This is a genomic window from Limnothrix sp. CMB-01 (assembly GCF_055193175.1).
The window spans coordinates 1,486,270-1,508,376 of record NZ_CM143720.1 but is presented as its reverse complement, the minus strand read 5'-3'; the positions used below and the strand labels follow the sequence as shown (position 1 = coordinate 1,508,376).

The 22,107-nt window shown below is 53.6% G+C and carries 19 protein-coding genes, 1 pseudogene and 1 riboswitch; of the genes and pseudogenes, 10 read left to right on the top strand and 10 right to left on the bottom strand.

From position 1 onward, the window contains the following. Positions 1 to 28: 28 nt before the first annotated feature. Positions 29 to 706: a hypothetical protein gene (locus ACZA91_RS06335; RefSeq protein ID WP_190529280.1), complete on the top strand. Its 678-nt coding sequence runs from the start codon at positions 29 to 31 to the stop codon at positions 704 to 706. After that, positions 703 to 1,074: a hypothetical protein gene (locus tag ACZA91_RS06330; RefSeq protein ID WP_463185361.1), complete on the top strand. Its 372-nt coding sequence runs from the start codon at positions 703 to 705 to the stop codon at positions 1,072 to 1,074. Before ACZA91_RS06335 ends, ACZA91_RS06330 begins: the two co-directional genes overlap by 4 nt. A 154-nt stretch (positions 1,075 to 1,228) precedes the next feature. On the opposite strand, the gene ilvD is transcribed toward ACZA91_RS06330, so the two are convergent. The 4 genes and pseudogenes from ilvD to ACZA91_RS06310 all read right to left on the bottom strand — a co-directional run bounded on the left by ilvD (position 1,229) and on the right by ACZA91_RS06310 (position 5,632). Next, entirely contained in the window at positions 1,229 to 2,914 is a 1,686-nt protein-coding gene (gene ilvD / locus ACZA91_RS06325; protein ID WP_463185358.1) for a dihydroxy-acid dehydratase, read from the bottom strand. 349 nt (positions 2,915 to 3,263) lie between these two features. Further along, positions 3,264 to 4,046 (bottom strand): annotated as a pseudogene (locus tag ACZA91_RS06320) (DNA-methyltransferase); the annotation flags it as partial. A gap of 329 nt (positions 4,047 to 4,375) precedes the next feature. Next, on the bottom strand, positions 4,376 to 4,543 hold the full coding sequence (locus tag ACZA91_RS06315; protein ID WP_463185355.1) for a hypothetical protein: 168 nt from the start codon (positions 4,541 to 4,543) through the stop codon (positions 4,376 to 4,378). 66 nt (positions 4,544 to 4,609) lie between these two features. Then, on the bottom strand, positions 4,610 to 5,632 hold the full coding sequence (locus tag ACZA91_RS06310) for a Gfo/Idh/MocA family protein (RefSeq protein ID WP_255407512.1): 1,023 nt from the start codon (positions 5,630 to 5,632) through the stop codon (positions 4,610 to 4,612). Between the two features lie 141 nt (positions 5,633 to 5,773). Here ACZA91_RS06310 and queC point away from each other — a divergent pair, with 141 nt between their 5' ends. The 4 genes from queC to ACZA91_RS06290 all read left to right on the top strand — a co-directional run bounded on the left by queC (position 5,774) and on the right by ACZA91_RS06290 (position 10,183). Beyond that, on the top strand, positions 5,774 to 6,535 hold the full coding sequence (queC, locus tag ACZA91_RS06305; RefSeq protein ID WP_463185352.1) for a 7-cyano-7-deazaguanine synthase QueC: 762 nt from the start codon (positions 5,774 to 5,776) through the stop codon (positions 6,533 to 6,535). A 252-nt stretch (positions 6,536 to 6,787) separates the two neighbouring features. Then, entirely contained in the window at positions 6,788 to 7,858 is a 1,071-nt protein-coding gene (locus tag ACZA91_RS06300) for a ParA family protein (protein WP_463185350.1), read from the top strand. After that, positions 7,842 to 8,600 carry a HEPN domain-containing protein gene (locus ACZA91_RS06295; RefSeq protein WP_463185348.1) on the top strand — a complete coding sequence of 253 codons (759 nt, stop codon included), beginning with the start codon at positions 7,842 to 7,844 and terminating at the stop codon, positions 8,598 to 8,600. The genes ACZA91_RS06300 and ACZA91_RS06295 overlap by 17 nt, the downstream gene beginning before the upstream one ends. Before the next feature lie 176 nt (positions 8,601 to 8,776). Then, positions 8,777 to 10,183 carry a DNA cytosine methyltransferase gene (locus tag ACZA91_RS06290; protein ID WP_463185346.1) on the top strand — a complete coding sequence of 469 codons (1,407 nt, stop codon included), beginning with the start codon at positions 8,777 to 8,779 and terminating at the stop codon, positions 10,181 to 10,183. 145 nt (positions 10,184 to 10,328) lie between these two features. Here the strand turns inward: ACZA91_RS06290 and ACZA91_RS06285 are convergent, their stop codons facing one another. From ACZA91_RS06285 to recQ, 5 genes are all read right to left on the bottom strand, one after another. Next, complete coding sequence (locus ACZA91_RS06285) at positions 10,329 to 11,891, bottom strand: sensor histidine kinase (RefSeq protein WP_463185344.1); 1,563 nt, start codon at positions 11,889 to 11,891, stop codon at positions 10,329 to 10,331. Between the two features lie 4 nt (positions 11,892 to 11,895). After that, positions 11,896 to 12,447, bottom strand: coding sequence for a heme NO-binding domain-containing protein (locus ACZA91_RS06280; RefSeq protein ID WP_099532412.1), 552 nt, complete (start codon positions 12,445 to 12,447; stop codon positions 11,896 to 11,898). 525 nt (positions 12,448 to 12,972) lie between these two features. Next, positions 12,973 to 13,578 (bottom strand): hypothetical protein, encoded by a 606-nt coding sequence (locus ACZA91_RS06275; RefSeq protein WP_463185342.1) that lies wholly within the window; start codon positions 13,576 to 13,578, stop codon positions 12,973 to 12,975. Further along, a complete protein-coding gene (locus ACZA91_RS06270; RefSeq protein ID WP_463185340.1) occupies positions 13,579 to 14,967 on the bottom strand; it encodes an AAA family ATPase in 1,389 nt (462 codons plus the stop codon). A 68-nt stretch (positions 14,968 to 15,035) separates the two neighbouring features. Further along, entirely contained in the window at positions 15,036 to 17,282 is a 2,247-nt protein-coding gene (gene recQ / locus ACZA91_RS06265; protein ID WP_463185337.1) for a DNA helicase RecQ, read from the bottom strand. A gap of 184 nt (positions 17,283 to 17,466) precedes the next feature. Here recQ and ACZA91_RS06260 point away from each other — a divergent pair, with 184 nt between their 5' ends. Further along, entirely contained in the window at positions 17,467 to 18,228 is a 762-nt protein-coding gene (locus ACZA91_RS06260) for a pilus assembly FimT family protein (RefSeq protein ID WP_463185335.1), read from the top strand. Between the two features lie 31 nt (positions 18,229 to 18,259). On the opposite strand, the gene ACZA91_RS06255 is transcribed toward ACZA91_RS06260, so the two are convergent. After that, positions 18,260 to 18,748, bottom strand: coding sequence for a hypothetical protein (locus tag ACZA91_RS06255; RefSeq protein WP_190356242.1), 489 nt, complete (start codon positions 18,746 to 18,748; stop codon positions 18,260 to 18,262). Between the two features lie 300 nt (positions 18,749 to 19,048). On the opposite strand from ACZA91_RS06255, the gene argB reads away from it, so the two are divergent. The 3 genes from argB (at position 19,049) to ACZA91_RS06240 (ending at position 22,086) form a co-directional block, all read left to right on the top strand. Continuing rightward, complete coding sequence (gene argB, locus ACZA91_RS06250; protein ID WP_099532406.1) at positions 19,049 to 19,948, top strand: acetylglutamate kinase; 900 nt, start codon at positions 19,049 to 19,051, stop codon at positions 19,946 to 19,948. Positions 19,949 to 20,098: 150 nt separating this feature from the next. After that, positions 20,099 to 21,196: a Gfo/Idh/MocA family protein gene (locus ACZA91_RS06245; protein ID WP_463185330.1), complete on the top strand. Its 1,098-nt coding sequence runs from the start codon at positions 20,099 to 20,101 to the stop codon at positions 21,194 to 21,196. Between the two features lie 165 nt (positions 21,197 to 21,361). Next, positions 21,362 to 21,502, top strand: a riboswitch (cobalamin riboswitch). Positions 21,503 to 21,525: 23 nt separating this feature from the next. Next, the gene (locus tag ACZA91_RS06240; RefSeq protein ID WP_463185328.1) at positions 21,526 to 22,086 is read left to right on the top strand and encodes a DUF1636 domain-containing protein; all 561 of its coding nucleotides are present in this window, start codon (positions 21,526 to 21,528) and stop codon (positions 22,084 to 22,086) included. Positions 22,087 to 22,107: the final 21 nt, after the last annotated feature.

The following is a 22,107-nucleotide window of genomic DNA, read 5'->3' as shown; positions in this document are numbered from 1 at the left end:
TGGATCGCAGGAGCAGGCTAGACGTGGCATGGAGCAGAATCTAAAAGACAAGCTGGATTGCTTTTTAGCATCCCCCTATGGACGCACGATGCTGGGGGAATATGCTTACCTCCATGCCTCGGAATGGTTGCAACAATATTGCGAAGCGGCCGGCGCAATGGCGAACTTGCCGGATTGGTTGCTCCTCCTGTTGGAGTTGGGGCAAGAGTCGGCGGAGATTTTTGCGAGTTTGACCGATGCCGGAACCCTGGAAACCGATCGCAAAACCATGTCCCTGTTGCTGGAGCGACGGGGGCCCCTGTTGGCCCAAACCAGCGGCCGGCTGCGACAGACCTTGGAACTCCATCGCCCGGGCCTTGACCTCAGCCAGGATGCGATCGAAGACGCTAGCCTATTGGCATCAACCCATCCACCGCGATCGGGGTTGGCGGGTTCCGGCCGTCGCGACAACATCGTGAATCGCAACCACTGGGAACCGAAGGCGGACTTTTTGCCTCACAGTGAAAGGCGGGTGATTGGCGATGTGGGGGGTACCCCTCTGCTGTTGGTGGGCTACGAAAAAAACCAGTCCCGATCGCCCATGGTTGCTCGCGCCACTTCCGGTAACCCTCAACAGGATTCGCTGTTTGCGGTTCCCCTGTCCGATTTGCTGGTGCATTCTAACGAACCCGTTAATATCCCTGAATTGGAGTTAGCTGAATCATGAGCCATCTCTCGATCGCTCCCTCGATTGCCTGGTTGTCGGGATCCTCGATCGTCACCGTCTTGAGCATTCTGGCCTTGGGCAGCAACCCCGCGATCGCCCAATCCTCGGCCCTGGGTGACCCAAATGCCAATGGATCGTCCGGTGATGTGCGCCCCAATGAAGTGTTTCAAGGCTCCGGCGTTTCTGCCCAAGACTTGATTCGCAACATCATGTTGGCCCCGGGGCAAACCCTGGATGATTTCAATCAACAACAATCGGGACGGATTGACAACGCTGCCAATGAGTTTTTGCGCCAGCGCCAGCAGCGATTGGAACAAAACGGCCAAGGCGGTGCTAGCGTGACCCCCAGTAGCCCCACTCGCAATTAATTCGCGATGCGGTCTACAAAAACCCCGCTCGATCGAGTCGCGATCGGGCGGGGTTTTGCGGATCGAAATGCGGATCTGAATAACGATCGGAAATAACTGGGTGGATTGGGTCGCGCTGAATTGCTGGGCTGAATTGCTGACCCAGCCCCAAACCCTACAGCAAGTTCAAATCCGTCACGGCTCCCAGGCTGCTGGAAGAGACCAACTTGGCATATTTTGCCAACGTGCCTCGTTTGTAGCGCGGTTCCGGCGGTTGCCAGTTGGCCCGGCGGGCCGCCAGCTCCTCATCGGACACATTCAGTTGCAGCTTGCGGTTCGGAGCATCGATCGTGATGCTGTCACCCTCCTGCACCAGGGCGATCGTGCCACCCACGGCCGCTTCGGGAGCCACGTGACCCACCACCATGCCGTAGGTTCCGCCCGAGAAGCGCCCATCGGTGATCAGCCCCACCGAGTCGCCCAGACCCGCACCGATGATCGCCGCCGTCGGAGCCAACATTTCCCGCATTCCGGGGCCGCCCTTGGGCCCTTCATAGCGAATCACCACCACATCACCGGGGTTGATTTGATTCGCCAAGATCGCCTTTAAGCAATTCTCTTCCGACTCAAACACCCTTGCCGGGCCGGTGATCACGGGATTTTTCACGCCGCTGATTTTGGCCACGGAACCTTCGCTGGCCAGGTTGCCCTTCAGAATGGCCAAGTGACCCTGTTGATAAAGGGGCTTGTCGAAGGGACGGATGACATCTTGGTCGGGGCGCGGTTCGTCGGGGATCTCCGCCAGGGTTTCCGCGATCGTCTTGCCGGTGATTGTCAAGCAATCCCCATGCAGCAGCCCCTGATTCAGCAAAATTTTCATCACTTGGGGGATGCCGCCGGCCTTGTGCAAGTCAGTGGCCACATAGCGACCGCTGGGCTTCAGGTCACAGAAAACGGGCACGCGGGCGCGGATTTCTTCAAAGTCGTCCAGGGTGAGGGTCACCCCGATTGTGTTGGCGATCGCCAGCAGGTGCAACACCGAGTTGGTGGAACCACCCACGGCCATGATCACGGAAATGGCGTTTTCAAAGGCCTTGCGGGTCAAAATTTGCTTCGGTGTGCGGCGTGCTCTGATCGCTTCGGCCAACACGCGGGCAGACTCGGCTGCGCTGGCGTTCTTCTCGTCATCCTCGGCGGCCATGGTTGAGGAGTAGGGCAGGCTCATGCCCATGGCCTCGTAGGCGCTGGACATGGTGTTGGCGGTGAACATGCCGCCGCAGGAACCTGCACCGGGACAGGCGTTGTGTTCCACGGCCATCAGCCGGGCTTCGTCAATTTTGCCAGCACTGAATTGGCCCACGGCTTCAAAGGCGCTGACGACGGTCAGATCTTCCCCGTGCAGATGGCCGGGTTTGATCGTGCCGCCATAGACAAAGATGGCGGGAATATCCAATCGGGCCATGGCGATCATGGCTCCGGGCATGTTTTTATCGCAACCGCCGATCGCCAGGATGCCATCCAGACTTTGGCCGTTGCAGACGGTTTCGATCGAGTCGGCAATTACGTCCCGCGACACCAGGGAATATTTCATCCCTTCAGTGCCCATGGAGATCCCGTCACTGATCGTGATCGTGCCGAAAATTTGGGGCATTACGCCAGCTTCGCGGGCTGCGGCCATGGCGCTGTCGGCCAGGGTGGCAATGCCCATGTTGCAGGGGGTGATGGTGCTGTAGGCGCTGGCGATGCCGACGATCGGTTTGCTGAAGTCATTGTCACCAAAGCCCACTGCACGGAGCATGGCGCGGTTGGGCGATCGCTGCACACCGCTGGTGATCTGTTGGCTGCGGAAATTGTCGGACATGGGGTTTTGCTCTCTCTAGCCGATCCAGAAAAGCGATCTTTAATTGTCGCACTGGGTCTGTCGAATCAAGCTGAACAAATCTCGATCGCCTGGTTTCTTAATGGTTTGGATGGTTTGGGGGACTGGAATAGCTTGTTGGGGAGCTGTTTGGTTCCATAATTGACGCTCCCGCCGGTTGATTGCTGGTTTTGCTGCTGGCTGGGTTGTTGGCCTTGCCGCTGGCCTTGCTGTTGGTCTGGTTATCGGGTTGCTGGCTGGGTTGACGGCCCGGTTGAGAACTGGATTTGCCATTGGCCAGAACGCGATCGCCCGCGCTGGTCTCGGAGCCTGGGAGGGGGGCGGTGGTGAAGCGATCGACCGCCAATTGCAGGTAGGCCGCTTCTTTTTCAATGCCAATAAAGGCGCGATCGACTCGTAGGGCTGAAAGGCCCGTTGTGCCGCTGCCGCTGAAGGGATCGAGCACCAAATCTCCCGGATTGGTGCTGGCGGAAATGATTCGATCGAGTAAATCCAGAGGCTTTTGGGTGGGATGTTTGCCTTGCAATTTCTCCGAAGCCGGTGGGGTGGGAATTGACCAAACACTCCGCATTTGTCGGCCAGAAAGCTTGAGGGGATCGCGGGGAAAATCTCCCAGCTTCATGGCTTCATAGTTAAAGACATGTTTTCCTTTTTTGCTTTTGCGGGCCCAAATTAGGGTTTCATGGCTGGCCGTAAAAAAGCGACAGGATAAATTGGGACTAGCGTTGGGTTTGTACCAACAAATTTCGTTCAAAACATGAAAATCCAAACATTGCAGTGCAAAGCCACAGGCGTAGATATTGTGATAGGTTCCTGAAATCCAAATCGTGCCATTGGGTTTCAAGATCCGCCGACATTCCTGAATCCAAGCGCGGTGAAATTCAAAATCCTGTTCAATGCCATTGCTGCGATCCCAATCGCCTTTATTGACACTGACGGCCCGGCCGCCATGACAGGTAAACCCGTTATTAGACAGGTTATAGGGCGGATCAGCAAAGATCAGATCCACACTATTGGCCGGGAACAGGGGCAAAATTTCAAGGCAATCGCCCTGGTAAAGGGTGCATCGATCGCGCTGGTAGAACGGCTGGACTGCCACAGAAGGCTCGGACATGGTTCTAGGCCAAACGACACACCAAAAGGAAGGCTGGAACGGGACACAACCAAGCCCCGATCGACATAGAAAGATCAGCTTATCGAGAAAGCAAGATTGTGGCTAGCTAAATCCGCTGCTTAAACTTAGTCGCAAACCTAATCTAAACCGTTGGTTAACTCTACTATCAACCCTAATCTAATGCAGGGAACCGTAGCTAGGTTAGCCAGAAAATAACAATCTGGCTAGGTAATTTGCCAACTTTGTTTACGGATCAATGGGCTAATCTTGACGCTGGGCCAGCGCTTGAGGGCTTTTGGGAAACGACAAATTAAGACCGATGCCGCTGTTCACGGCCTGAAAATTTTGGAACGGGAGCCAAGTTGTGGTCGGGGGGCATCCATGGCCACCGGTTGATGGGCGATCGCCCGCCGAGTGAGTCGCGATCGCCGGTTAACAGGCCGGTTCAGTTGATTGGGCCGATCGAGCCGAACCAACGGATCGCACCAAGACTGCATGGGTAAATTGGGCCGCTGGGCCCGTCACGAAGGGGATGCTCGATGGTCTAACGGTTGATTAACCGATTAACCCCACCGATCGTCGCCTTTGCCCAAGGGTTCGTCCAGGGCCATTTGTTCGATCGCGCTGGCAATTTTTAGGGCCTTCAGGGCCTGTTCGCCGCCGATCGAGGGTTGCATCTCGCCCCGCACACAGTTCACAAAATGCTCCAATTCCGCATGGAGCGGCTCCGTGTTCCCGATCGCCACCGACTCGATCGACCCATCCAGCCGATAGCAAGCCTGACTGGCGCGATCGCCTGCCGGATAGCTGGAGGTTTTGCGATGAACCAAAATTTGACGCGCCAGGAAATCCGCCTCCACGAGTGAATCCTGGCAATGGGCGGCAATCCGGCGAATTTTGCGGTGTGTCACCTTGCTCGCCGTCAGGGTAGCCACAATCCCATTGGCAAAGCCCAGGGTTGCCGTCACATAGTCCAACTGACCGGAAGCGGCCCGGCTGCCGCTGGCCGACAGACGCACCACCGAGGAGTTGGCAATTTCCAAAATCAGATCAATGTCATGGATCATCAAGTCCAACACCACCGACACATCATTGGCGCGATCGGCGTGGGGACTCATGCGATGGGCTTCGAGCGCTAACACCCGTTCCGTTTTCAGAACGTTGAAGCATTCTTGAAACGTGGGGTTAAATCGCTCAATATGTCCCACCAGCAAAATGCATTGACGTTCGGCCGCCGCATTCACCAGGGCCTCCGCTTCAATGATGCTGGCGGCGATCGGTTTTTCCATCAGCACATGCACCCCGGCCCGCAGGCAATCCATGCCCACGGTGTAGTGCAGCTTGGTGGGAACCGCGATGCAAACCGCATCCACCAAGGGCAGCATGTCTTTGTAGTCTTCAAAAAACCGAACGCGGTATTTGCTGGCCAATTCCAGCCCCCGTTCCACATTCAGATCTGAAATTCCCACCAATTCCGCATCCTTAAGCAAGCTCAGGATCCGGGCGTGGTGTTGTCCCATGTTGCCGACCCCGATCGCGCCAACGCGGATGGGATGGTGGCTCGGCCGGGCGAGGGCAGGCCGAATTTGAGCATCGAGCGATTCGCTACGGGATTGCACGCGCGTTTAACAGCAGCAGTGAAGGGGCAATGGGGCGAGGAGTGATGCCGCCAGCGTCGGCCGGCCACATCCTACCATAGGGTGGATTTTCGCGAGAATTCTTGACCCATGACCGTCGTACCGCCTGGAACTCCGGAAGCCGCCCCAACGCCCTCTGCCCGATCGCCCCAGTGCCAACCGCTCAAAGCCGTTGTGTTGCTCTCCGGTGGTTTGGACTCATCCACGGTGCTCTATCAAGCCAAGGCCGATGGGTGCGACTGCTACGCCCTGTCTTTTGATTATCAGCAGCGCCACCGTCGGGAACTGCAAGCGGCTGTGGCGATCGCCCAAGCGGCCGGCGTGGTGGCCCATCAAGTGGTGCGGTTTGACCTAACCCAATGGGGTGGCTCGGCGCTGACGGATAACCAGCTTGATTTGCCGAGCGATCGGCCCTTGGACGGCATGGCGACGGAAATTCCGATCACCTATGTGCCGGCCCGCAACACGATCTTTTTGAGCTTTGCCCTGGCCTACGCGGAGGCGATCGATGCGCAACGGGTTTATATCGGCGTGAATGCCCTGGACTATTCCGGCTATCCCGACTGCCGGCCCGACTATTTGGCGGCGATGCAGTCGGTGTTTCAGTTGGGCACGCGCCAGGGCCGGGAAGGCCAACCGATCGAAATCGTTGCGCCCTTGGTGGAACTGCGCAAAACGGACATCATTCAACTGGGCGATCGCTTAGGCGTGCCTTGGGCGGAAACTTGGTCTTGCTATGCGGGGGGCGATCGCTCCTGTGGCCGCTGCGATTCCTGTCGGCTGCGGCTGGCGGCCTTCGCAGAATTGGGCTTAACCGATCCAGTCCCCTACGAAGCTCTCCCCTCACAATAGACTCAATTCTGATGTGTGCTATGGTTGGAGAATGAGACCTAGCCAACCACATCAGAGCTTTCGGTTTTGAGTCTGATCAGGTCAAAAGAAACTAGAGACTGCTGACCTAATCGTTGATCTCTAGTTTCAATATCTTTGGTTCGATCGTTATGATTCATGAAAACTTCCTAGAAAATCATAAAAACATCAATCCTAAAACTTGACTGATTCCGTAGGTTTAAGTTTTAAAGACATTCAGGAGACTGGATAGAAATGGCTAAAAAAATCGCTCTCTTTAATCATAGGAGTGGAGTAGGTAAAACCACAATAACCCTTCACTTGGGTTGGATGTTAGCTAAAAAAGGTAAACGAGTTATCTTAGTTGATAGTGATCCGCAATGCAATCTAACAAGCATGGTATTGGGTAAGGTCACAGAAGAAGATGAAGAAAGAATTCAAGAAATTTACAAGACGATTTCCAATATAAAAACAGGACTTGCCCCTGCGTTTGAATCCCAGCCACGGGCAATTGAAGCCATTGATTGTGTGCCTTTAGAAGGCTACCAAAATCTATTCCTTTTACCCAGCCATCTTAGCTTTGCTGAGTATGAAGTGGCACTTGGATTCGCTCAAGAGTTAAGCGGTTCAATTCAGGCTTTGAGAAATATACCAGGAGCAATCAATGACTTGTTAGATAAGACGGCAGAAAAAATCAATGCTGACTATGTTTTGATTGATATGAGTTCAAGTTTGGGAGCAATCAACCAGAATTTACTAGCAATTAGTGACTTTTTTCTGATTCCTACAACTGCTGATTTCTTTTCGATAATGGCTATTGACTCTCTAATCAAGGTCTTACCTAGATGGTACGCATGGGCAAAAGTCGCAAGCTCACTGCAAGTTCTTCGAGAAGCTCATTACCCTTTTCCAGCGACAAAATTGAAATTTTTGGGAGTTATTATACAAAATAATCGCATTATTCACGGTAAAGCAACAACAGCCTTTCAAAATTGGACTGAAAAGATTGAGAAGGCAGTTTCTGAACAGCTTATTCCGGCACTTCAAAAAAGTAATATGACGTTGCCTGATTATTTATATCGAGAGCAAGGAGTGCAAGACAATCTTTCCTTAGCTAAAATTCCCAACTTCAATAACTTAATTGCCTTGTCTCAAGAGCACCGAACGCCTGTCTATGATTTGACTCCTGAGCAACTTGGGCAAACAGGTATTGTTCTGAAAAGTAATCAAAAGAAGCAAGAAGAGTTTAGACAAATGTTTTCTGATTTGGCCGATAAGATTATTGCGCTTAGTTCTGAAAGTTCGGTGTATGCAGTCAGCCCTTGATCAATTTCGCATCAGTATTGGTCGAGTTAGAGACCTGATTGCACTACACAATTCTATGAAAGCTCAGGCAACCGGTGCATTGGATGTGTCGGATATGCTGCGTGCAGCTTTGGTGCTGACGGTGAGTGCTCTGGATTACTATATCCATGAGGTTGTGACGCTGGGAATGCTGGAAATCTATCGAGGCGATCGCCCTGAGCCAAGCCCTGCCGGAAACATAGCCCAATCAGCCTTTGCCCGCTTTCAGGTTTCCTTGGGTAATGCACGTCAAGATCGCCTGACTGCAATCAATCTCGCAGATTGGCTGGAGTTTGAAATTCAAAAACTTCAGGGTTATGAATTCCTGCAAAATACTTATACCATTTCCGAATTAATTCCAGTTTTGTCTAATAGTCTTTCCAATAAACTAGATGACACTTTGTGGTTAGAAACAGAAATTCGAGAGCGTTTGAGATATCAGAGCTTTCAGCAGGCTGAAAAAATTGCTGATGCAATTAGGCTAATTTCCGATCAAAAGCTATGGGATACAGTTGCTGATCGAATGAAAAGATCCGCAAAAGAGGTTAAGCAACAACTTAGCTTGATTGTGGATCGAAGAAATAAGATTGCTCATGAAGCCGATATTAATCCAATATTGGGAATTGGCGAACGTTGGGGAATTGATGAAATGCAAGTGAGTGATGCTGTGGATTTCATTGTTGGCGTAGTCGAAGCCATTCATCAGGTTATTCAGGTTGGGTGACTCAGGGGCTAAGAGTTGCCGATCAGATAGATTAAATATCCACAAGATTGATTGAGTAATCAGTTTGTTGCCCGATCGCCCAAGAAAGGGTAGGGGCAGTGGATCGATCAATCGCTCGGAATTCCGCTACCATATGGGTCGCTTGACCGCTGTTGCTGAAAGTTGACCCCCTTGCCGTGACCGTTTCCCGCCGCCCGATCGCCGTTGACCTGTTTGCCGGAGCCGGAGGGATGTCCTTAGGGTTCGAGATGGCGGGGTTTGATGTGGCGGTGGCGGTGGAAATTGACCCGATTCACTGTTTAACCCATCAGTACAACTTTCCGCAGGGGGCGGTGCTCTGTCGGAGCGCGGCGGAGGTGACGGGGGCGGAAATTCGGCAGCAATTGGCGGCGGTGTTGCGGGGCGATCGCCCGAGTGATTCCGAACGGGTTCGTGATTCAGCGCTGACCAGCCGCCTAGGGCTAGAAGAACCAGAGCTGGAAATTGATGTGCTGTTTGGGGGGCCGCCCTGCCAGGGATTTTCCATGATGGGAAAGCGGGCCTTTGATGATCCGCGAAATGCCTTGATGTTCCACTTTGCTCGGTTGGTGAATGAGCTGCGGCCCAAGTATTTTGTGATTGAAAATGTGCGGGGCATGACCCTGGGCAAACATCGGGCGTTTTTGAGCGAATTAATTGATTTATTTGCCGATTTTGGCTACCAAGTGGAAGCCAACTATCAGGTTTTGAATGCGGCCCATTACGGCGTACCGCAGGATCGCCAACGTTTGTTTCTGTTGGGGGCCCGATCGGGCTGGCCGCTGCCCAGCTATCCAGCGCCCCAAACCCGCCGCCCGCCGGTTTGCAAAAGCGCCAAGCGCGATCGAACTCTGGCCCATTTGCCCATTTGCCCCACCGTGGCCGGGGCGATCGGGGATTTGCCCGACGTGGATCAATATCCCGAGCTGCGATCAAGCGATTGGTTGGACTTGGGCCAACTGGCCGATCCCCCCGGCGACTATGCCCGCTGGTTACGGGGTGCATTGCGGGATCCCGTTGATTTCAGCCATCCCCGTCGATCGCCTCGATCCGGCTTGTCCGGTTGTCTGCGTACCGACCACAGCGCCGCCTCAGTGGCCCGGTTCCAAACCACGCTCCCCGGCGAAGTCGATCGGATCAGTCGCTTTTTAAAACTGCACCCCGAGGGCATTTGCAACACCCTACGGGCCGGAACCCCCAGCAATCGCGGTGCGTTCACCTCGCCCCGGCCCATTCACCCCATCCAAGGGCGTTGCATCACCGTGCGCGAAGCGGCCCGCCTCCACTCCTACCCCGACTGGTTCTGTTTTCACGGCACGAAATGGCATGGAATGCGGCAAATTGGTAACTCAGTGCCGCCCCTGTTGGCGCGGGCTGTGGCTGCCCAGGTGCGATCGTGCCTGCCGGGCGAACCCACCTTGCCCGATCGCCCCATCCCGATCGGCGATCCTCAGTGGTTGAGCTACACCATGAGCCAAGCCGCCGATTTTTATGCGGTCAGCCGCCATGCGATCGCCCCGCGTCGTCGGCAAAGGGATCAGGCCCCTGCGGAAGCACTTTCCTGAGCTGCGTTTTGCGAATTTCCCGGCTATTTCCCAGCTATTTCCTAGTTAGGATCAACCAGCTCTCTCAATTCCTAATTCTCAATTCTTAATTCTCAATTCTTAATTCTCAATTCTTAATTCTCAATTCTTAATTTTGGGACTATTCCTAAACCGCGCTCTTGCCTTGCAGTTGGGCCGGCTCGATCGGCAGCTCAATCACAAATTCCGTGCCCTGGCAAGGTTCCGAGATGCAGCGCAACCGGCCCCCGTGGCGTTCCGTCACAATTTTGTAGCTAATTGACATGCCCAGACCCGTGCCTCGATGGGCGGACTTTGTTGTGAAAAACGGCTCAAACATCTTCGATTGAATATCTCTGGGCATTCCGCACCCATTGTCACGAATCGAGATGCGCAGCCATCCAGAATTAATCAAAGCTGTTTCAATCCAAATTTTGGGTGATTCTCGTTTTGTGCCCGATCGCGCCGGTAACTCACAAGCCTGATTATGGTCTTCCAGGGCATCGATCGCATTCGCCAAAATATTCATAAAAACCTGATTAATCTGTCCCCCATAACAAGAAATCGGTGGCACATTACCATAGTTTCTAATAATTTCAATGTTCGAGGAAACCTTAGCTTTGTTGAGTCGGCTCTTCAGAATCATCAATGTATTATCAATGCCTTCATGAATATCAAACCAATCGAGCGCACTAGCATCCAAGCGCGAAAATTGACGCAACCCCTCCACAATTTCACGAATTCGCTGACTGCCAATCCGCATGGACTGAAGCACCTTTGGAAAATCATCCAAAGCAAAAGCAAGGTTTTCCAAGTCCAAACTAGCCAAAGCCACAGCACCATCCAAAGAATGCTCAGGATCAATGGCTTGATCTTCAGTATTTGAGCCTAATGTGGCTTCGCTCAACCAACTCCTGGATGAATTGGCATGGGATATCTCGTGCCATTCCCTTGCTCGGGGAGAGGCTTGTAATAAAACCTGACAAGCCTCTAGTAGAGCCTGAGCATAATTGAGGCAGTGATCTAAGTTGCCATAAATAAAATGTAGAGGGTTATTGATTTCATGAACAATGCCTGAAATCATTTGCCCCAAAGTGGACATTTTTTCGGCTTGTACAAGTTGAATTTGTGTTTCTTTTAGCTCCTTGAGTTGTTGTTCAAGCTGGCGGGCTTGTTTTTCCGCCTTAAATCGCAAATGTTCCTGAATTGATAAAGCGTCTTTTAACTGTTCTTGGCTAGCAATCAATTGTTGATTGAGAGTCTCCACCTGCTTCACGGACATCTGGGTGGTTTGTTGCAGAAAAACCAGATCTGGGGTTACATCATGAAGCGGAAAATCTTTCAGTTGAATTCCTACATCTGTTAGTTTTTTAGCATCGATCGCGGATGGTGAGCACAGAAAAAGAAAGATTTCTGATTCCAGCAAATCCACCATCTGCCCCTTCAAAACCAAAGATAAATCTCGAGACTCCAGCAGAAAAAGGGATTGTCTTTTTTTAAGAAAGTCCTCAATGCTAATAGACATGCGAGGACGGTTGATCGAAAAATGATCTGCAAATAAGCGTCCCCTCAAGGGGTGGGGATAGATTCGATCGAGCGCTTGCCCCACCTGAACAATTTGCAGTTGATGATTGAGGGCCAAATGAAACGGAAAGAGCTGCACCAGCAACTCTGCTGAAAGGTGGAATGGGGGTAAGGGCAACTGATCCATAGCCCTAGTCAGTGGTGTAGTGGATGAGGAAGGTGTCGCATTCGTCACCCTGGGCGCGATCGGCAATTTGGGTAATTTCCACTTCCGTATCGAAGCGATCGCCCAGCCCTTCAATCAATCCCTCCACCATCGGCCCCAGACCTTGGCGAGTCGATCGATAGTGTAATTCCACCGTGTGATGGCCCACCTGATCACAGTCAAAGGACGGGGGACGAAACGCGGGAAACTGCACCCCTAGCCGCGTGTGCAAATCATCCAAATTGCCTAAAAAATCCACCAAGTTATCACCGCACATATTCATGATTTCTTGGTAGCCCGCTGTTTTGGTGTAACCCACCCAATAGTGGCCAAATTTGCGTAACAATTCCGTTGCAGAAATATCCAGAATAGTGGTCGCCGCTTGCACAATGTTGTGGGTGATGTCGTCAGGATAGGACTTCATCACAAAAAAATGCTCCTCCGAAAGCTGAGCATGGGCCATGATGTCGTCCCAAATCTCCTGGCCATATTGCTCGCACATCATCATCCGCAAGGCGCTGTTAATTAAGCCATACATAAAAATAAAGTGAAATCCTGATCTGACGGAGTAGGGAGTTTTGAGCACATGATCAGCAATTTTGCTTAATCATGTTCATTATATAAAGACGGCAGTTTTGAGCGTCAAGGGATCTTTCTGACTATCCTCATGGTGCTCAGGAATTTATGAGATTAACTTGGTTAAAATTAATGCCTACAGTCAAAATCAGTTACGGAAACTGACTAGCCAATCATGGTTGTTTTTGAGGACTTTCGTAAGAAATCAAACATGAATTAAAAATAAAGCTTAATTATTTCCGTCAAAAAGTTTTGTGTCTGTGACATTGCGGCATTAGGTTGGCTTGGTACGGGAGGATTGGTAACGAAGTTTGGCGATCTGGATCCATTCCCGGTTGAGAAATAAATGATCTGGGCGATCGCACGACACTGCATGACTCAGTGATGAATTCTTTAATCGCTTCATACTCTATTAGTGATTAAAAATGATGATGATTCACTCAGTGGCGGAGGGGTTGGCTCAAGGTTCTGCGGCAGGGTCAGCAATTCAAGCAATGAGTGCTCCCAAACTAACCCGATTGCCGTGGAGAGTCATCGGCTTGATGAGATTGCTGTCTTGGTATAGCGGTTTAGCCTGTTGAGAGTGAGGCGTTTGGAAGTCTCGGGTTTTTCTTTTGTTAAGGGTGATGTGGGTAACGGCAATATTTTTACGTTGGTATGTGCTTAGAAAATCTGCTTGATTCCAAAAACGCTGAGCGATCGCAGTGCAGTAATTAAGAATGCATTGCGCACCTAAAATTTGCTGCTTAATAGACTTTAAATTAGCGTCGGACTTTTTCAGCTCAATATATAAAATCCACTGACCTATGGCAGGATCATCGCAAATCAAAATATAGTCGGCACAGCGCTGCTCACCCCTAGTTCCTTGGAACAGCTTACGCCGATCCCAAAATTGATCAGCACGGATCACCAGCGTTTGTTCAGGACAGTTAGTCACAGTGAGAGAATAGACCTTGTGCATAGCTCCTGCCTGTTTTTGCCGCTCCGTTAGTTCTACCTGATAGCAATGGCGACCATACTTGATGTCTTGGGGCTGGCAGGGAACGAGTAGTTGCTCATGAATCATGGAGCGCAAGATTTCTATCTCCGCCATCTAATCTGCACCCCAAATAATTGCCTCTTGAATTTGATTCATCTCATCGATCGTTTGATCAAAGCTGCCCACTTCGATGCCCTGATCGGCATTAATATCGGCCGCAGAAAGCGTTTGGCGTTTGACTTTGCCTTTTCGCCCTGAAACAGCAATTAAATCTAGTTGAGCAATATAGACCCTCATTTGTTCAGGAGTTAGCAGCTCTTCCGGTTGATATCCCCATTGGTCTCGAATTTTTTGAAGATGGGGTTGGTCACGATTAAGCATGATTAAATGATTAATTTCCTTAATCAAATAATCGCTATGGGTAGTAATGCAAACCCTGATGCCCACATTTACCAACCTCGCCAAAAGCCGTGCAATACGGCGCTGATTTTCGGGATGTAAGTTTAGCTCTGGCTCATCGATAATCAACAGATCGTCAGGTTGGGCAGCGTGCTTTAGGTAGAAACCAATATCCAAGAGCGATCGAACTGCGCTAGAACTTTCATCCATCGTTAGCCTCAGGCTTTTGCGATGGCTGGGACTATAGTAAATTCCATTGTTGCGAACGCTATATTCACCGCCCACCAATTTTCTGAAATCTTCTAAGATTTCGGGAAACTGACGAACCAAGAAGCTCTCCTCTTTCGCAATAACTTCAAGATTTTGGGTGAAATCCACGTTCTGCTTAACCGGTAATGCATAGTCTCGATAGACCTTGAAAAGTAGTCCCATCGGATCAAAATCTTCATTAGATTGTCTCATTTCTTCTAGCAAGCGATTGCGAGCAAAAATCAGTTCATTACGAAAAATAACCGCACCTGTTCTTTCGGCACTCGCAATGAAGGGATTCGGAAGGTAATCCGAGAAGATCAGATCTTTTAGTGCATTTGAGATAATACTTGCAACAACTGACTCGGGAATTAAATTGTTTTCATTAGAAATCAAAAGTGTAATTGTTAATTCAAGACTGTTCTGAGGCTTGATCAAGGAAAATATTTCTATGTTTCTAGATTGAATATGATTTTCAAATTCTTGATTAAATTGAAGTCGCGAAAAGTCTAATTTAATCCTAAATTCAGCATCTCCGAACTTGTTTTCTGGGGCGGCAAAGATTTTATAAAGCTGCTGGCTATAAAGTCGGCAGCCCTGTTCAAGGATCTCTTGGGCTTGCGTAAGATAGCTGGGAATATGCAGTGAGACAGTTCCTTTTGAAAAAAGCTCGCTGATAATGCTTGGCTCAATTTCAAAGTTTAGATTATGAGCCCAAGTCCCTAATAAAAAGCCAAATAGGGCATAAACTGCATAAGTCTTGCCAGTATTGTTCGATCCACAAATAATTGTGAAATCTCCCAAAGTAAATTTAGCCTCTTGAATTGGCCCTAGATTTTTAACTTGAATTTCCATAGGTTGCCAACACTGGATATGAGTGACTATTACTACTAATTATAAGAAGCCATTCCAAGCAAAAACAGTTAATGGGCGAGTTCGTTGGCGGTTTCGGCTTCCCAGGCGGCGCGGACAAGGCGGATGTCGGCATAGGTGTAGCGTTGCTGCAAGAAGTCGTAGATTTCCGTGAGCCGTTGGGAGCCGCAATGGTCGATCGCCCGGACAATTTCTTGCTGGATCTCGGGAGCCACAAAATCATCGATGTTGATCGCGTAGCCTTTGCGGATTAGCTCTTCGATGTGGGTGACGATCGTGGTGGTGCGTAGGTTGCGGGCTTCGGCAATGTCCGCCAGGCGCTGGCCCTGTTGGTAGAGTTCCCAGGTGCTGTAGATGGTGGTGCTGACGGCGCGGCTGGTACGATCGCTTATTCGCTGGTCGATCGCCTTGGCCGGTGAATCCAGGTTGAATTCCTGGCAATAGGCCCCGATCGCCGCCGTGAAGGTTTGGCCGTATTGCTCCAGTTTGCGGCGACCGACTCCGGGCACATCGGCGAACTGCGCCAAATCCAGGGGCCGCAGCTTGACCATCGCCCGCAGGCTGGCATCGGTGAAGACCACGTAGGGCGGCACGTTTTGCTCGTCGGCCAGTTGTTTGCGTAGTTGCCGCAGCCGATCGAACAGGGGTTGTTCTTCGGGGGCTAGGTCTTCGGTGTTGCTGGTGGGGCGATCGCGCCGCTGGGGGGGCACGGCAACCCAGACTTCGCGTTGTTTGCGCAACACTTCCCAACTAAGGGCGTTTAACCGCAAGACCCGATATCCGTCGGTGGTTTCATCGACCAAGCCTTCGTGCCGGAGCGATCGCGCCAGCAATTGCCACTGTTCCGCCGTTCGATCCTTGCCAATGCCGTAGGTCGAGAGTTCCTGGTGGTTATTGCGCAAAATCTTTTCGCTTTTGGAGCCGCGCAATACGTCGATGATGTATTGCGTGCCGAACCGCTCCCGCACTCGGGCCACGCAGGAGAGGAATTTCTGGGCCGGAATCGTCCAATCTTCCAGGGGTTTGGGATCGCGGCAGTTGTCACAGCCGTTGCAGTTGCCGGGAAAGGCTTCGCCAAAATAGCCCAGTTGGATCGTGCGGCGGCAGACGGTGCTTTCGGCATAGTCGATCGTCTGGCGCAGTTGTTGTTGGGCGATTCGCTGTTCGTTGGGGTCGGGCTTTTGACCGATTAGATATTCAATGCTGCGAATGTCGCCCGTGCCGAAGTAGAGGATGCAGCGGGCGGGGTCGCCATCGCGGCCGGCGCGGCCCGACTCTTGGTAGTAGCCTTCCAGGTTGCGGGGCAGGTCGTAATGCACCACCAGCCGTACATCGGGCTTGTTGATGCCCATGCCAAAGGCGATCGTCGCCACCATCACCCGCACATCGTCGCGAATAAAGCGGGTTTGGTTGTCGGCGCGGCTCTCGTTGTCCATGCCCGCGTGGTAGGCGAGCGCTTCGATGCCGTCCATTTGTAGCTTGCGGGTCAGCTCGTCTACCCGTTTGCGACTGAAGCAATAGACGATCGCGGAGCCATCGGTGGTTCGCAACAGCCGCAACAGTTCGGGATAGGTGTTGCGATCCTTGGGCCGCACTTCGTAGTAGAGGTTGGGGCGGTTGAAGCTGGCGATGTGGATGCGTGGATCGCGCAACTGCAACTGATGCACGATGTCTTGGCGGACGCGATCGGTGGCCGTGGCGGTCAGGGCCATGAACGGCACGTTGGGATAGCGATCGCGTAGGCTCCAGAGTTGCCGATATTCCGGGCGGAAGTCGTGGCCCCACTCGGAAACGCAATGGGCTTCATCGATCGCGAATTGGGCCAAGCCGATCGTCTGGTGGATTCGATCGATCAGGGGCAAAAACCCTTCGGTCATCAACCGTTCGGGCGCAACGTAGACCAATTTATAAACGTTGTTCAGCAGTTCCAATTCGCGCGATCGCAACTCGGCCACGCCCAAACTGCTGTTCAGGAAGGTGGCGGAAATCCCGTTATCGCGCAGGGCGGCCACCTGGTCTTGCATCAGGGCAATCAGCGGCGACACCACCACGGTCAAGCCGGGTTGCAACAGGGCGGGCAGTTGAAAACACAGGGATTTGCCGCCGCCCGTGGGAATCACGACCAGTTGATCGCGCCCTGCCAGTGCCGCTTCCACAATGTCCCGCTGGCCGGGCCGAAAGCTGCGATAGCCAAAATATTGCTTGAGGGCCTGATCAAGGTTGGGATCGGTGACCCGATCGGGCGCTGTGGTGGGTTGCCCCGCCGTTTGGTTTGTTGTCTGACCAACCCCGATCATGTGCCTTGCCGCCACTCGCCGTGCAATTCCTTGCTGAATTTAGCCCAAAACGGCAGTCCATACCGATCTCGCAGGGGATGGGCGATCGATCCGGGGCTGGGGTTCAAGTGCGACCTGCCATAAGCCAGAAAATATACCCAGCTAATGTCAAAATAATCACCGATGGGCTGATCTACATCCGGTCATGAACTCTTCCTTTGTGTGGCGGTGGCTTGTGCGACGATCCTGCACATCTGGGCTGCGGCCCGCTGATGATCCGGGTTCAGGATTGGCGACTAGCTCTGTAGTTGTGGGTATTGTGGGTGAAGATCCGGGTTCTGGATCGGTTGCTGGTTCTGTGACTTTGAGTGATGGGCGATCGGGTCATCAAACCCAGAAGGCTCCTCACTCAATTTTAGGCTGTTTGATTTCAAATCGCTTGATGGCGGGTGACTCAGCGGTGGGGTTTACGCTGCTGGAATTGCTGATTGTGGCGGCGATGGTGGGCATCCTTAGCGCGATCGCCGCGCCCGTTTGGCTATCTTTTGCGGATAATCAACGCCTCAGCCAAGCCCAGGATGCGGCCTTTCGGACGTTGCGAATTGCCCAAGCCCGGGCCCGCCAAAATCGCCGGGTTTGGGAATTGTGTTTGCGGGACACGGGCCGATCGGTTGAGTTGGCGGTGCAGCCCGCTCGGACAGGTTTTTGTGACAATGCCCGGTGGGAACCTCTGCTGGCGGAGGCCACGGGCACGATCGGTGTGGCGATCGATGTGGATAACAGCACCCTGCGATCGCGCAGTGGCGTTTACCGAATGCAATTCCAAGGCAGCGGCTGGGTGAATGGGCAACTGGGCCGCATCACCTTTCAACTGCGCGATCGGGTGGATAGCCGCCGGAGTTGCGTGTTTGTGTCAACCCTCTTGGGTGCGTTGCGGGGCGATCGCGATCGGGCCTGCTTGCGCTAACTCGCGGGTGGTTGGCTCGCGGGCTGCTGGTTTAGTTCTTCGCTTTTTCGCTCACGCCCTGGCCCAGCTCGGGAGCCACGGGATACCAACGCCAACGCTGAAGCCGAAACCGCAGTGTGGTGAACCGGGCCCGTTCCGCCACCGGGCGATCGAGCAATTGCTCCACGGGCAACACTGTGCCATCAGTCTGCACAGCCAAATTGTCCGCCTCTAACTCCAGCATCCAATTGCCGAACCGACAGGTGACCGGTGTGATCCGAAAGCCACTCAAGGACTCGATCGGGTGGCCAATGCGCGCCCCCACACAAAACACCTCCTCCGGGGCCCGGCTCACGACCCGCAGCGCGATCGCCACTTCCTCGCGTAATTTCTCAGACTGCTCAATTAACGATTGCCACTCAGCCAGGCTGGAGGAGCCACCCGCCAAAGCAGGCTGGACTTCCCAGCCAACGGTGGCCACTCGCACAACTCCCACCAGAATGGTGATCAGCCCCAAAGTCCAATGTATGTATTTACCCATTGATCGAGAAGCAACCGCCGAGCGCCCAGACGATTACGTAGCCTCTGTTACGGTTTTAGCCCGATCGATTCAATCTCAGCCCAGTTCTCAAGAAAACCACACAGCAATTTCAGTGCGTCTGGTCACCACGATCCGATCGCCTGCCTCGTATCATGCAACCGAAGCGGGCCCCGTCTCGGATTGACCCACGGGCAGCGGCCAAAGGGTGAATGAAAAACAACATGGGCAACCCTCGCCCGGCCGCCACCAACCGGTCACTCCTAACCTCCCCCAACAAACCCTCAGAGCCACTGACTGACCATGGATCACGAAAGCGAATACATCAGCAAAGCCGAAGCCACCCGGGTGCGCGTTCTCAGCGAAGCCCTGCCCTACATTCAGCAGTTTGCCGGGCGCACGGTGGTGGTGAAATATGGCGGCGCAGCCATGAAAGACGATCGCCTCAAGGACAAGGTGATTCGTGATGTTGTGTTCATGTCCTGTGTGGGATTACGTCCGGTGGTGGTGCATGGGGGCGGGCCCGAAATTAACAACTGGCTGGGCAAACTCAACATCGAGCCACAATTCCGCGACGGGCTGCGGGTGACCGACTCCGACACCATGGATGTGGTGGAAATGGTGTTGGTGGGCCGTGTGAATAAGGAATTGGTCTCGCTGATTAACCAGGCCGGTGGCATGGCGATCGGGCTTTGTGGCAAAGACGGCAACTTGGTCACCGCTCGCCAAAAGGGCAACCGCCAGGAAATTGGCTTTGTGGGCGAAGTCAACAGCATCAACATCGATGTGTTGGAACCGATGTTGAACAATGGCTATATTCCCGTGATTTCCAGCGTGGCGGCCGATGCGGACGGCCAGGCCTACAACATCAATGCGGACACGGTGGCCGGGGAGTTGGCGGCAGCCCTGGGAGCCGAGAAGATGATCCTGCTGACGGATACGGCCGGGGTGCTGCGGGACTATAAAGATCCTTCGACCCTGATCCCCAAGGTGGATATTCAAGGGGCCCGGGAGCTAATTTCCCAAGGCATCGTCGGCGGCGGCATGATTCCCAAGGTGAACTGTTGTGTCCGATCGCTGGCTCAGGGGGTGCGGGCGGCTCACATTATTGATGGCCGCATTCCCCACGCCCTTTTGCTGGAAATTTTTACGGACGCGGGGATCGGAACCATGATTGTGGCCTCCGATCTGATGAAGTCTTGAACGCCTTAGGGGGCGGTTGCGGTTCTTCATAACCCTGATCCCGCGGCCATGAGATCGTGGGGGACAAGGGGCTGCGGCCCCTTGTCTAGTATGGGTATTGCTACAGTTCCCTGCAGCAATCTGAACCGTTCTGAACTGTTTCGAGCAATCATGACCTATTCCACAAGCACCCTGGGCGTGGCGATCGCCGGTACGGGGTTTGGCCAAAAAATCCATCTGCCGGTGTTGCAGCAGCACCATCGCACTCGCCCGATCGCCCTGTACCATCGCCAAATTCAAACGGCCCAGGCGATCGCCCAACGGCATCAGCTCCCCTATGCCTTCGATAGCTTTGAGGAAATGGTGGCCCTGCCGGAGGTGCAGGCGGTGATGATTTCTACGCCGCCCTTTTTGCACTACACCATGGCCCAAACGGCCCTGGCAGCCGGAAAGCATGTGCTGCTGGAGAAGCCGGTGACCATGACGGTGCAAGAGGCGATCGCCCTAGAGCATTTGGCTGCAAAAACGGGGGCGATCGTGGCGGTGGATTTTGAGTTTCGGATGGTTCCGGCTTGGCAATATTTGGCGGAACTGCTGGCGGACGATCGCGTGGGCCAAAAGCGACTGATCAAAATCGATTGGATGGCTTCCAGCCGGGCCGATGCCAGTCGGCCTTGGAATTGGTATGCCCAGCGATCGAGCGGTGGCGGGGCCCTCGGGGCGATCGGGTCACATACCTTTGACTACATCCATTGGCTGTTTGGGCCCGTGCGGCGGTTGTTTGCCCATTTGGTCACCTCCGTGCCCGCCCGACCCGACCCCAGCAGCGGCCAACTGAAACCGGTGGATTCCGATGATATTTGCCAAATCTTGCTGGAGCTGACCGATGGCACGCCGGTTCAGGTCTGTTTAAGCTCCACAACCTACCAAGGGCGCGGCCATTGGGTGGAAGTCTATGGCGATCGGGGCACGCTGATTTTGGGCAGCGACAACCAAGCGGACTATATCCATGGGTTCAAGCTCTGGTATGCACCCGCAGGCGAGCCGTTGCAAGAATTGCCCGTTCCCGATCGCCTGGCGTTTCCCCAAACCTATCCCGATGGGCGGATGGCGGCCGTGTTGCGGGTGGTCGATCGCTGGGTGCAGGCGATCGATCAAGGCCAGGCGATCGCCCCATCCCTCCAGGAGGGGATTGTGTCTCAGCAGCTAATGGACTTGGCCCACGAGTCCCACGATCGGGGGCAATGGGTGACGGTTCCCGATGCTTAATGGCCCCAAGCCCGCCAAAGTTGCCCCTTGCGAACCGGGGTGGCGATCGACCCCTGTTGAAATATCTTCGATCTGAACTATGCTCTTGGGATGAATCGGCCCAGCTCGATCGACGGCGGCCACAGCCAAACCATTTGGCGTTCCGTAGCCAGCCGCTGGGCAACCAGCTCGTGATTCAACTGCGGTTCTGGTGGAGACCAGCCACCAGAGGTAACGGGGAAAGTCCGGTGCAAGTCCGGCGCTGTCCCGCAACTGTGATGGGCGATCGCCCTGAGTCAGGATGCCCGCCGCGCGATGTTTACCCCTTCCACTTCTGCGAGGTTCGGACTGTGGAGTCCTCACAACTTTTGTCACCGACGGGCGAAACGCTCGCGGCCCATTCCGCATCCCCATCCGTCGTTTTCAGCCAAGCTGGCTCCGGGAAAACCAGCCCAGCGCCAACGAATGGAGCCGCTTTGGCCGCTGTGGTGCAGTCGGCCGACCAACCCGCCACCGTGCCCATGGCCCTGTTGGTTTGCACCACCTGTGCCAGCACTTGGCAAAACGGCAAGCGCGTGGGCATCAGTGGCGGTGAGCAACTGCTTGATCGCCTGCAAAGCCGTTTCGCGGATGAGGCGCATGGGGCGATCGCCCTGACTCCCACCCAATGCATGAGCGCCTGTAGCCATGCCTGTGTGGTGGCCTTTGCGGCCCCCGGTAAACACAGCTATCTGTTTGGGGATTTGCCCCACGATCCGGCCCACCTGGATCAGACCGTGGAGGCGATCGCCGCCTGTGCCGATCTCTATGTCAATCGCCCCGATGGTCTTTTGGCTTGGGGTGAGCGGCCGGAACCCCTGAAAAACGGCGTTTTGGCCCGCATTCCCCCCACCACGGTTCCGATTGCCTAGGGGCCGTTGCCCATTCCCCAG